Here is an 11,457-nt window from a genome sequence, read left to right on the forward strand (position 1 = left end):
CTCTCGGCGTTGGTGGGCTTCGGGGTCAAAGGGTACCTGTACGCGAGCGCCGTGCACAACGTGGCCGCGGCCGGCGAAGCCGCCGAGCTCGCGCGCCTGGAGACCTCGTGGCCCCTCCTGGCCCTGGCTGCCCTCTTGCTGGCCGGCCGGCTGGTCCGGCGGTTCTGGGAACGGCGCACCCACGCCTGAAGGAGAAGGCGCCCACGGGCGCGGGGCCAGGTTCCGCCGGCCCCATCTCTCCCCGCCCCCAGCCCCCTGCCCTATGCCGTCTCGACCTTCGCCGCCTCCGCCAAGCCGTAGCGGTCGATCGCCCAATCCCGCAGCACGAATTTTTGCACCTTGCCCGAGGCGGTGGTGGGAAAGCTCGGGAGGAACATCACGTAGCGGGGGATCTTGTGTCGGGCGATCTTGCCCCGGCAGAAGGCCTGGATCTGCTCCTGGGTAAGCACGGTGCCGTTGCGCGGTACGATGGCCGCCAGCACCTGTTCTCCGTACTTGAGATCGGGCACTCCCACCACCTCGGCGTGGAGCACCTCGGGATGGGTGTAGAGGAACTCCTCGATCTCCCGGGGGAAGATGTTCTCGCCCCCCCGGATGATCATGTTCTTGAGCCGCCCCGTGATCTTGCAGTACCCGTGCTCGTCCATGGTCGCGAGGTCGCCGGTGTGGAGCCAACCGTCCGCGCCCACGGTCTCGGCGGTCGCCTCGGGCATCTTGTAGTATCCGAGCATGGTGTTGTACCCCCGGCTCCAGAGCTCGCCCTGGGCCCCCGGCGGCACCTCGGCGCCGGTCTCCGGGTCCACGATCTTCACCTCCACCCCGGGCAGGGCGCGCCCCACGCTGGACACCCGGCGCTCCAGGGAGTCGTCGCGGCGCGTCATGGTGATCCCGGGGCTCGCCTCGGTCTGGCCGTAGGTGATGCAGATCTCGGTCATGTGCATCCGCCCCATGACCCGTCGCATGAGCTCCACGGGGCAGGGGGCGCCCGCCATGATGCCGGTGCGCAGGCTCGTGAGGTCTCGCCGGGGGAAGTCGGGGTGGTCGAGCAGCGCGATGAACATGGTGGGCACCCCGTGGACGGCCGTGCAGCGCTCCTCCTCGATGGAGCGCAGGATGAGCCCGGCGTCGAAGGTCTCCACCGGCACCATGGTTGCCCCGCTGCACACGCACAAGAGCGTGCTCATCACGCACCCGAAGCAGTGGAAGAAGGGCACCGGGATGCACAGCCGGTCCGCCTCGGAGAACCCCAGCACCTCGGCCTGGGCTTGGGCGTTGGCGACGATGTTGGCGTGGGAAAGGAGCACGCCCTTGGGGAACCCGGTGGTTCCGCTGGTGTACTGCATGTTGATGGGATCGGCGGGGGAGAGCTGCGCCTCCCGCTCCGCCAGGGCGGCGGGGGCGACGCCGCGCCCGAGCTCGTAGAGGCGGGGCAACGGCAGGGTGCCCGGCCGCTCCCCCTGCCCCAGGAAGACGACCCGGCGAAGCCGGGGCAGGTCGGGACAGCCCGGTTCGGGCCAGGCGGGGTCGCGCACCTCGGGCACCACGTCGTAGAGGGCCGCCAAGCAGTCCACGTCGCGGTACCCCTCGGCCAAAAACAGGGTGGTGGCGTCGGATTGCCCGAGCACGTACTTGAGCTCGTGGCGCTGGTAGTTGGTGTTCACGGTGACGAGCACCGCCCCCACCTTGGCGGTGGCGAACTGGAGGAGCACCCACTCGGGCAGGTTCACCGCCCACAGGGCCAGGTGCTCGCCCTTCTCCACCCCCAGGGCCAGGAGCCCCCGGGCCAACAGGTTCACCCGCTCCCGGAATTCACGGTAGGTGTACCGCAGCCCCCGGTCCACGTACACCAGGGCGTCCCGGTCCGGCACCTTCTCCGCCGCCGCGTCCAGGACTGCTCCGAGGGTCATCTCCTCCCGCACCATGTCTCCACCTCCGGCCTGCCACAAAGAGGGAACGGACCGGGAGATGGTACACATATAGTGAACACCGGCTCAAGGCGATCCCGCACCCGCGATCCGCCACCTGGGTGGCGAGCGGGTTCCGGGAGCCCCTGCGCTCCGCCCCGCAATCCGCGTGAATTGGAGGAGGGCCCCCTCACGGAATCGGTGCGCATCGCGTCACCGGTTTCCACCGGTTGTGGCGGATCGGTCGATGCGGCACGGGGCTATGCTCCGGGGCTCCCGGAACCCGCCCCTTGATTTGGTGGTGGATTCTGGGCACGGCCTCAGGGTGCAGACGGTTCTGCGGCAGGGGATCAGGGGGTTACGGCAGTGAGGCCGGAACGACGTTCCCCGTTTCGTACCCCAGGGCGCCCAGGGCCCTCTCCAGGGGGCAGCGTCCGCTGAGGCCCGCCACGGCCTGGGCCAGGGCGACGGCTGCTGTCAGGGCGTACCAGGAGGGGGAGACCGCGAGGCCCAGCACGACGCCGGTGGCGGCCACGGCGCCGTAGAGCACCAGCGCGGCGTCCCGGGCGGAGAGGCGGCGGGCGGGGGCAGGGCGTGCCCCCCCTTCGAGCTCGGCCGTCCAGAGGGGGTGGCGGTGCCGGGCATACTCCCGGTCCACCCGGCCGGTAAAGATCGAGGGCAGGAGCGGGCGGTTGGCCTTGACCACGAAGGCTCCCAGGTGCGCGAAGAAGCCCAGGAGGAAGAACACCGTCGCCACGTTGTGGAAGAGGGTGGTCCAGAAGACGAAGCCGTGGGGCAGATCCACGGCGCCGAAGTTCTTGAACACCTTCACGAGCCCGGTGGCTGCGAGCACGAGGCTCACGCTCCCCAGGAAGGCGTAGGCAAGGCGCTGCTCGGCCAGGAACTTGTGGGAGGGGGGCTCGGGCCTGCGGGTGAGCATGGCCCACAGGATGCGGGCCGACTCCCCCAGGTCGCCCCGCCGCGGGAGGACGGCCCGGCCCCCCACGGCGAGGTTGCGGACGGCGTGGAAGACCACGGCGGCGGTGAACACGGCGGCCGCCCACAGGTGCAGTTGGAAGGTCGCGTCGTAGTCCGAGGACCAGCCGAGCCCCGGAAGCCGGTCCACCAGGTAGCGGCTGTACATGGGCATCTGGCCGAAGCCCGAGAAGAGGAGCAGGAGGCCCGAGAGGGCTACGGCCCAGTGCTCCAGGAGGGTCCATCCGTCGTGGCGCGGGACAGTGGCTCTCTCCCTCGGTGCGGTGCCGCTCATTTCCCGCCCTCCCTCTCTTCTTGGTTGCGCTTGGAAGCTGCCAGCGCCCGGGCCCCGGCCAGCAGCGCCCCCGCTGCGCCCGCCAGGGGGGCCCACAGCACCGCCTTCATGGCGGCGTGGGCTTCGGCCAGGGGGTTTGGGTTGGCCGGAAAGAAGAATCGCTCCTTCTCCCGCGCCCGAAGCGCCTGATCGATGGCCTCGAAGGGCACCGGGGAGACGTACACCGTGCCGGTACCTCCATTGTCCACGTCACCGTAGGTGAAGCCCCCGATCTGCCGGGCCCGGTGCCGGGCCAGGGCCACCACCTCGGCGCGGGGGCCGGAGAGGAGCGGCGCCTCTTCCCCCAGGCGCTGTCGGCATGCAGCCACGCACTCGGGGGACTTGCCTTCCGCCAGCCGGTCGAAGCACAGGTCGCACTTGTACATGACCCCGCCGCCCCCGAGCTTGGGCGCCGCCTTCGTGTAGATGCCCACCCCCGCCTGCCGCTGGGGGATGTCCCAGGGGCACACGGCGCGGCACTTGGCCCCGCCCACGCACAGGTGGGGGAGGATGTGCACCGCACCCCCCGGCTTGGTCTCGATGACGCTGAAGGGGCAGGTGGCGGCGCAGGTGGGATTGTCGCAGTGCATGCACCGGCGCTGGAGGTGCAGCTCGTGGGTGCGCCCGCCGTGCTCCACCGTCACGCGTTGGACGAAGGTCCAGTTGTAGGGCGTGAGGGTACCGGTGTCCTCCCGGCGGGGTCGCCAGTCTTCGTGCCGCTTCTGGGGCCAGTAGTCCGGGATGGGCCGGTCCGGGTCCGGCTCGGGGTAGCGGGCCTGGTTCTTGGCCCGGCAGGCGGCCACGCAACGGGGCGTCCCCGCGTCGGGGCACCCGTCGCAGCGCGTGAGGTCCACCAGGACCCCGATGTCGTCCCGGCGGCGCGGGGCCGCCAGGGCTGGCGCGGCGCCCGCCAGGCCCGCAGCGGCCCCCAGGGTCTTGAGGGCCGTTCTTCGCGTGATGTGCGGTTGCCGTGGATCCATGGTGCGCACTCCTCCTTCTCCGCTCCCGCGACGGCAATACACCTGTCCCCCTCGGGATGGCGGCCTTCGTGCTTCGGGCTGCTCCCTCCCCTCCCTCGTCCGTCGACCGACGTGTCCAACCTGGCCGGAGGATGCGGCAGGCCGGACGGGCCTGAGATGGCGGCGTGCTCCGAAAGGTTACCGGGGCCGCGCCGCCGACCGGTTTCCCCAGGGTGAAAACAGGTTCCCCTCTCCTCTCTCCTGCGAAAAAACTCGCATCCTCCGGTAACCACACTTGGAATCAGGCATCCAACGGGTCATTTCACGGCGGCGTACAGGGAATCTAGCGCGCCGGGCCACGCGCGTCAAAACGTTCAGAGCAAGCACATGGGCCTCGGAGCCCGCACAGAGCGAGCCGCCCCGCCGCCCCACCGGCATGGAGAAAGAACATGGAGAGACTGCGGCAGATCCTTCCCGTCGTCTGGGCGCTGGGGGCCTTGGTCGCCTTCGGCGTGCGGCCGTCGACTGCGGCCGACCACCGCGGGTACTTTTTGCAACCCCTCAACTCCGGGCCCGAGGTCACCCGCGCCTGCCTGGAGTGTCACGAAGACGCCGCCGTGGCCTTGATGAAGACCACCCACTGGACCTGGTCGTTGCCTCAAGCGATCGAGGGGCGTGGGGTGGTGGACCGGGGCAAGGTCAATGCTATCAACAACTTCTGCGTATCGGTCAGCGGCAACTGGCCCCGGTGTACGAGCTGCCACGCGGGCTACGGCTGGGAGGATGCGAGCTTCGACTTCACCGACAAGACCCGAGTGGACTGCCTCGTGTGCCACGATACCACCGGCACCTACAAGAAGGTGCCCACGGGAGCGGGAGCCCCGGAACCGCTCGTTGACCTGCTCCACGTGGCGCGCCACGTAGGCAAGCCTGGACGGGAGAACTGCGGCGCCTGCCACTTCTACGGGGGAGGGGGCGACGCGGTGAAGCACGGCGACCTCGACTCGTCCATCGCCAAGCCCACCCGGACGCTGGATGTGCACATGGGCACCGACGGGGCCGACTTTGCCTGCCAGGAATGCCACGGGGCCGAAGAACACCGGATCCGGGGCAACTCCATGGCCGTTTCTCCCGGCGGCCAGGCACACATCGGTTGCGCGAACTGCCACGAGGAGCGACCCCACGGCGAGCCGCTCCTGGACGGGCACCTGGCGGCCGTGGCGTGCCAGACCTGCCACATCCCCACCTTTGCGCGGCAGGTGCCCACCAAGACCTCCTGGGACTGGTCCGCAGCGGGGCAAGATGTCCAGGGGAGCCCGAAGCAGGAGGGGCAACCCACCTACACGAAAGCCAAAGGGCGGGTCACGTGGGGCAAGAACGTCCAGCCCGTTTATGCCTGGTACAACGGCTCAGGTGGCGCCTACCTGGCTGGCGAAAGGGTCGAAGGAGAGGGACCGGTGCGCTTGAGCTATCCCCTGGGCTCCCGGGGCGAGGCGGCCGCGCGGATCGCGCCCTTCAAGGTCCATACGGGACGCCAGCCCTTCGACCCCGAGCACCGCGTCCTGATTACTCCCAAGGTCTTTGGCGAGGGCGGGTACTGGAAGACCTTCGACTGGAACGAGGCGTCCCGGCTGGGCATGGAAGCCTCGGGCCTGCCCTTTAGCGGCCAGGTCGCCTTCATCGACACGGTGATGTACTGGCCCCTGAACCACATGGTGGCCCCGGCCAGCCAGGCCCTGGGGTGTCTCGACTGTCATGGCAGCAGGGGCCGGCTCGACTGGCAGGCCCTGGGGTACAGCGCAGACCCACTCCGGGCCCGGCCCCGGGCGGCGGCCCAGCCCTGAGCGGGGGCGCCTTCTCCCTTGGTCTCCTCAGGGTCCGGTGCAGGCGGCAAGAGTTTTGTGGAGCCCGTCCCCGACCTCTCGGAGTGGGGCAGAAAGCCCGGACCCCGGGTTGAATCGAAACGGACCGAGGACTACCCTCGCCCCATGGCCGACACCTCCTGTGCCCACCTGGAGCACCTCGCGACCATCCTCGACAGCATTGCCGACGGGGTCTTCACCGTCGACACCGAGATGCGCATCACCTCGTTCAACCGTGCCGCCGAAGAGATCACGGGGTTTGCGCGGGAAGAGGCGCTCGGACAGCCCTGCTGCGAGATCTTTCGCGCCAACGTGTGCTTTGCCGAGTGTCCCGTGGGCGAGGCCTTGCGGACCGGCGCGCCCGTGCGCCCGCGAGAGGTGGAGATTCTGGATCGGCACAACCGCGAGGTGCCGATCTCGGTCAGCGCCTCGGTCCTGCGAGACGCCTCGGGGTTGCCGGTGGGGGGGGTGGAGACGTTTCGCGATCTGTCGCAGATTCAGGCCCTTCGGGAGGAAGTGGCGGGCAAGTACCGTTTTCGGGATCTCGTCAGCCGAAACCCCGCCATGCGGCGCCTGTTCGACGTGCTGCCCGAGGTGGCGGCCAGCGAGGCCACGGTGCTGCTGCGGGGAGAGAGCGGCACGGGCAAGGAGTTGCTGGCAAGGGCCGTGCACGACCTGAGCCCCCGCAAGGACGGCCCCCTGGTGGTGGTCAATTGCGGGGCGCTGCCCGAGACCCTGCTGGAGGCGGAGATCTTCGGGACCCGCAAGGGGGCGTTCACCGGGGCGGTGGCCGATCGGCCGGGGCGGCTGGACCAGGCGCGGGGGGGGACCCTGGTGCTGGACGAGATCGGCGACCTTCCCCTGCCGCTGCAGGTGAAGCTCCTCCGGGTGCTCGAGAACCGGGAGTACCAGCCCCTGGGAGCGAGCCGGCCGAAGACGGCGGACGTGCGCTTCGTGGCGTCCACCCATCGCGACCTGGCTGCCATGGTCGAGGCAGGCACGTTTCGCCGCGATCTCTTCTTCCGGGTGCACGTGGTGGCCCTGGAGATCCCGCCCCTGCGGGAAAGACCCGAGGACATCCCGCTGCTCCTCGACCTTGCCCTGGCACGCTTCGCCCACCGCTATGGAAAGCGTGCCGCCCGCTTCTCCCCGGACGTCCTCCAGCTCCTCCTCTCCCACGACTACCCGGGCAATGTGCGAGAGCTCCTCAATCTCGTGGAACGAGCCGTCATCGTATGTCGCGGCGGCGAGATCACCCCCGAGCACCTGCCCGGCGACCTGACGAGATCCGGGGTCTCGGGGGGCTACGAAGGCGGGAGCGACCGCGGCCGCCCCTCCGCCGAGGTTCTGCGCCGGGTGTTGCAGGAGCAGGGCGGCAACCGCACGCGGGCCGCGGAGGTCCTGGGTGTGAATCGGACGACCTTGTGGCGCTGGCTCAAGGCGCCGGAAAGGGATCCCGAAATCCCGTTGCATGGCGTTGCGTCAAGCCGCGGCGAGCAACAGTCACCGCAACACGTGGCGTTCCCGGCAACGCGGGAGAAGTAGGCCTCGTTCTTCTCGGTGCTGTTGCCTTTGCATCATTCTCCGGATTCTCAGCCGCCGTCGAAACCCCTCGGAACCTCTCGAAATCACTGCCGTCACGTGTCGGAGCGGGGGCTTGGCACGGGCATTGCTTTGTACCGAGTTCAGGAACGGCGCCGAGACGTGGCGCCGGCAAGGCATCCGAGGAAGGGAGGCGCACCATGCCAGGATTGGACGGGACCGGGCCGAGGGGAAGAGGTCGTGAGGGAAGGAGAGGTCGAGGCCTGGGGGCGGGGGCGGGACTGGGGCTGTGCTTTGTCGGGCGCGGCCGTTTGGCCGGGGGGCGAGGGCTCGGTCCCTGTGGCCGGGCGGAGTCCGGCGATCGGGAAGCCCTGGCGGTGGAGGCGGAGGCACTGCGCCGGAAGCTTCAGGAGGTGGAGGCCCGGCTGGGTGAGCTCTCGGGGGCGGCGCCGGAGTAGTCGCCGGTGACCGGAAGCGGCAGCCCGCAGGCCGCGAGAGCCGCAGCGGCCGTCCGACAGCGGACCGCGACCGAAGCGGGACCCTGCGCCGTGGCCGTCCCCGTCTACGGCACCCGGGTGCTCCCCCGGTTCGGGATGGCCCGGACCTTCTGGCTGGCCGAAAGCGAGGGCGGCCACGGGGTGCGGGCGTTGGGGTTGCGGGAGTGGGACCCCACCTTGGAGCCGCGGCTGCCCCTCTGGCTCGTGCGCCAGGGGGTGGGGGGAGTTCTCTGCGGGGGCATCCACCCTCGATTTCAGGCGGACCTGGAGGCCGCGGGCCTGTGGGTGATCGCAGGCCAGCGGGGCGAGGTTGGCGAGGTGGCCGCCCGTTGGGCCCGGGGAGAAATGAAGCCGCCGGGCACTGCGGCCTGTCCCTCCCGCTCCCCCCCGTGCGGCTGGGGCATGCACATACACCGAAGGCGAGGAGAAACCCCATGAAGATCGCAGTGACCGCGAGGGGATCGGGCCCCGACAGCCCGGTGGACGAGCGCTTCGGGCGGGCGTATTGGATTCTCGTCTACAACGAGGCGGACGGCTCCTGGGAAGCCCTGGACAACGCGGAAGCGAGAAACGCCGTGCAGGGTGCCGGGGTCAAGGCAGCCCAGGCCGTGGCCGGGCGGGGAGCCGGCGCCGTGCTGACCGGCGTGACCGGACCCAAGGCGTACCGGGCCCTGGACGCCGCAGGAATTGCCGTCTACCACGGCGCCGCGGGAACGGCGGCGGCGGCCCTGGAGCAGTGGCGCGAGGGCCGCCTGACGCGGGCCGGGGTGCAGGACGCGTCGGGCAGGCCCTGAACTGCGTGATTCGGAGTTTTGCGCGGGGTCGTTCCCGCGCTGCAGCCCCTATCGACCCAAGAGGAGCACGAAGATGCAAAGCGACACCGTCATCGCCATTCCCTCCATGGCCCCCGGCGGGCTCGAGGCCCCCCGGTCCGGCCACTTCGGACGCTGCGACGCCTTCACCCTGGTGACCCTGCGGGGCGACACCGTGGTCTCGACCCGCGTGGTGCCCAACGCCGAGCACCGGGAAGGCGGGTGCCTGGTGCCGGTGCAGTTGCTGCACCGCGAGGGCGCCACGTCCTTGGTGGTAGCAGGCATCGGGATGAGGCCGCTCCAGGGGTTCCAGTCCATGGGCATCGCCGTTTTGGTGGGCCCGGGGGAGAGGGTCGGGGAAGTCGTGGACGCCTATCTGCGAGGGGCGGTGCGGCCCATCGGCGACGCCGACGTGTGCGGCGCCCATCACCACCATCCCTGACCAGGCTCTGTCACGCCTCCGGAGCGCAGGGGGTGAACGGCGCGAGAAACCTTTTCTCAGGAGAACCCGTGGAGCTGTGTGTGGTCAGCGGCAAGGGCGGCACGGGAAAGACGACGGTGAGCGTGGGGCTCGCCGTCGCCCTGGCCGAGCAGGGCGACGCGACGGTGCGGCTGGTGGACTGCGACGTGGAGGCCCCCAACTGCCACCTGTACCTGAACCCAGGGCCGGTCGGCGAGGAACCGGTAACGGTGCTCGTCCCCTCCTGGGAGAGGGAGAAGTGCACGGGTTGCGGCGCGTGCGCGACGGCCTGCCAGTTCGGGTCCCTGGGGCTCTTCGGAGCGCATCTGGAGATCTTCACCGAGCACTGCCACTCCTGCGGGGTGTGCGCGTACGTGTGCCTGGAAGGGGCCCTCTCCGAGATGCCGCGCAGGATCGGTGTGATGCGGCGGGGAGGAGTCGGGGGGATCGAGCTCTCCTGGGGGCTCCTCGACGTGGGAGAGCCCCGGGCCGTGCCCGTGATCGACGCCCTTCGCAGAGGGGCGGGCGGCAAGCCCCTCGTCATCGTCGACGGACCGCCGGGCACCTCCTGCTCCATGGCCGCCGCAGCCCGCCGGGCCGATGTCGCCCTGGTGGTCACCGAGCCCACGCCGTTCGGGCTCCACGACCTGGCGGGAGCCTGCGCCGTCCTGAGGGTGCTCGGCGTGCCCGCCGGGGTGGTTCTCAACAAGGCACAAGGGGGGCGGGGGCCGGTCCACGAGTACTGCGAGGCCCAGGGACTTCCCCTCCTGTTGGAGATTCCCATGGACCGCGCGTTGGCCGAGTCGGGGGCCGGCGGGGTGGCGCTGCCCGCGGCCCGGCCCGAGTACGGGGGCATCTTGCGGAGCCTGTGGGCCGCGTGTGAAGGCCTGGCGGCTGGAAGGACCGCGCCGTGAGAGAGCTCGTGATCCTGAGTGGAAAGGGAGGCACCGGCAAGACCACCGTGGCCGGGGGCCTGGCCGCCCTGTGGGCCGGCCGGGCGATCTTCGTGGATGCGGACGTGGACGCCGCAAACCTGCACCTGCTGACCCGGCCCGAACGGCTCGCGACCGCCCCGTTCGTGGGCGGCAAGCTCGCGGTCGTCGACGGCGACCGGTGCACCGGGTGTGGTGCCTGCACCGCGAGGTGCCGCTTCGGCGCCATGGAGGACGGCCGGGTCCGAGCCGTGGAGTGCGAGGGGTGCGGCCTGTGCGCGATCGTCTGCCCGGAAGGGGCCGTGCGCCTGACGGAGCGGATAAACGGCGAGTGGAACCTGAGCCGGACGGCCTATGGTCTGCTCCTCGACGCCGAGCTCTCCCCCGGGGAGGGAAACTCCGGCAAGCTGGTGAGCGTGCTCCGGGACGAGGGCCGCAAGGCGGCGGCCCGGGAGGGGGTGGACCGGATTGTGGTCGACGGCCCTCCGGGGATCGGGTGCCCGGTCATGGCCTCCCTGGCCGGAGCCCACACGGTGCTGGCCGTGGCCGAACCCAGCATCGCGGGGCTGCACGACCTGAGGCGGGTCCTGGAGCTGGCAGCGCACTTCGAGATTCCCTGCGTCATCGCGGTCAACCGCGCCGACGTGTCACCCCTCTTTACCCAGGCGGTCCGCGAGGAGGCGAGCCGCCGCGGAGCCCCCGTGCTCGCCGAGATCCCCTACGACCCCGCGGTGACCTCGTGCGCGGCGGCCGGTCTTCCCATCACCAGCCGCCCCGAGAGCCCCGCCGCCCGGGCCGTTGGCCGTTTGGCTCAGGGGCTCCACGCGCTCTTCTCTGCTTCGTGACCCCCGTCCGGGCCTCGGAGCCGAGGGTGCTGCATCGGGAAGCTGGCCCGCTTTCGGCGAGGCGCCTCAGCCCGCTTCGATCCGGGGCACCGTGAAGAAGAACGTGGTCCCCCGGCCGAGCTCCGACTCCAGCCAGATCCGGCCTCCTCGGGATTCCACGACCTTCTTGCACAGGGCCAGGCCCAGGCCCGTGCCCGGGTACTCGGCGGGCCCGTGGAGCCGTTCGAAGAGCCCGAAGACCTTGCCGGCGTGGGCCGGGTCGATCCCAATGCCGTTGTCCCGCACCGAGAACACCCACTCCTCCAGGCCTTCCTGCACGCCCACGTGAACCTGCG

General features: G+C 70.5%; 12 protein-coding genes. 8 read left to right on the forward strand and 4 right to left on the reverse strand.

Going from position 1 to position 11,457, the window contains the following annotated elements; all coding sequences use genetic code 11:
* Positions 1-189: rhodanese (locus AB1578_17275; GenBank protein MEW6489647.1), on the forward strand; the 189-nt coding region annotated here is incomplete at its 5' end.
* 71 nt (positions 190-260) lie between these two features.
* Here AB1578_17275 and AB1578_17280 read toward each other — a convergent pair.
* From AB1578_17280 to AB1578_17290, 3 genes are all read right to left on the reverse strand, one after another.
* Complete coding sequence (locus AB1578_17280; GenBank protein MEW6489648.1) at positions 261-1,922, reverse strand: AMP-binding protein; 1,662 nt, start codon at positions 1,920-1,922, stop codon at positions 261-263.
* A 340-nt stretch (positions 1,923-2,262) separates the two neighbouring features.
* Positions 2,263-3,174 carry a cytochrome b/b6 domain-containing protein gene (locus AB1578_17285; GenBank protein ID MEW6489649.1) on the reverse strand — a complete coding sequence of 304 codons (912 nt, stop codon included), beginning with the start codon at positions 3,172-3,174 and terminating at the stop codon, positions 2,263-2,265.
* Positions 3,171-4,193, reverse strand: a complete 1,023-nt coding sequence (locus tag AB1578_17290; protein ID MEW6489650.1) for a 4Fe-4S dicluster domain-containing protein — start codon at positions 4,191-4,193, stop codon at positions 3,171-3,173. Before AB1578_17290 ends, AB1578_17285 begins: the two co-directional genes overlap by 4 nt.
* Positions 4,194-4,621: 428 nt before the next feature.
* On the opposite strand from AB1578_17290, the gene AB1578_17295 reads away from it, so the two are divergent.
* The 7 genes from AB1578_17295 (at position 4,622) to AB1578_17325 (ending at position 11,122) form a co-directional block, all read left to right on the forward strand.
* Positions 4,622-6,016, forward strand: a complete 1,395-nt coding sequence (locus AB1578_17295) for a tetrathionate reductase family octaheme c-type cytochrome (GenBank protein MEW6489651.1) — start codon at positions 4,622-4,624, stop codon at positions 6,014-6,016.
* Between the two features lie 144 nt (positions 6,017-6,160).
* Positions 6,161-7,579 carry a sigma 54-interacting transcriptional regulator gene (locus AB1578_17300; protein MEW6489652.1) on the forward strand — a complete coding sequence of 473 codons (1,419 nt, stop codon included), beginning with the start codon at positions 6,161-6,163 and terminating at the stop codon, positions 7,577-7,579.
* Between the two features lie 545 nt (positions 7,580-8,124).
* The gene (locus tag AB1578_17305) at positions 8,125-8,511 is read left to right on the forward strand and encodes a NifB/NifX family molybdenum-iron cluster-binding protein (protein MEW6489653.1); all 387 of its coding nucleotides are present in this window, start codon (positions 8,125-8,127) and stop codon (positions 8,509-8,511) included.
* On the forward strand, positions 8,508-8,867 hold the full coding sequence (locus tag AB1578_17310) for a NifB/NifX family molybdenum-iron cluster-binding protein (GenBank protein MEW6489654.1): 360 nt from the start codon (positions 8,508-8,510) through the stop codon (positions 8,865-8,867). Before AB1578_17305 ends, AB1578_17310 begins: the two co-directional genes overlap by 4 nt.
* A 73-nt stretch (positions 8,868-8,940) precedes the next feature.
* Entirely contained in the window at positions 8,941-9,327 is a 387-nt protein-coding gene (locus tag AB1578_17315; protein MEW6489655.1) for a NifB/NifX family molybdenum-iron cluster-binding protein, read from the forward strand.
* A gap of 68 nt (positions 9,328-9,395) precedes the next feature.
* Complete coding sequence (locus AB1578_17320) at positions 9,396-10,259, forward strand: ATP-binding protein (GenBank protein MEW6489656.1); 864 nt, start codon at positions 9,396-9,398, stop codon at positions 10,257-10,259.
* Positions 10,256-11,122, forward strand: a complete 867-nt coding sequence (locus AB1578_17325) for an ATP-binding protein (GenBank protein ID MEW6489657.1) — start codon at positions 10,256-10,258, stop codon at positions 11,120-11,122. Before AB1578_17320 ends, AB1578_17325 begins: the two co-directional genes overlap by 4 nt.
* A gap of 66 nt (positions 11,123-11,188) precedes the next feature.
* On the opposite strand, the gene AB1578_17330 is transcribed toward AB1578_17325, so the two are convergent.
* Positions 11,189-11,457, reverse strand: a 269-nt coding sequence (locus AB1578_17330) for an ATP-binding protein (GenBank protein ID MEW6489658.1), incomplete at its 5' end; no start/stop codon positions are given.

It is taken from the genome of Thermodesulfobacteriota bacterium (genome assembly GCA_040756475.1).
GTDB lineage: Bacteria > Desulfobacterota > Deferrisomatia > Deferrisomatales > JACRMM01 > JBFLZB01.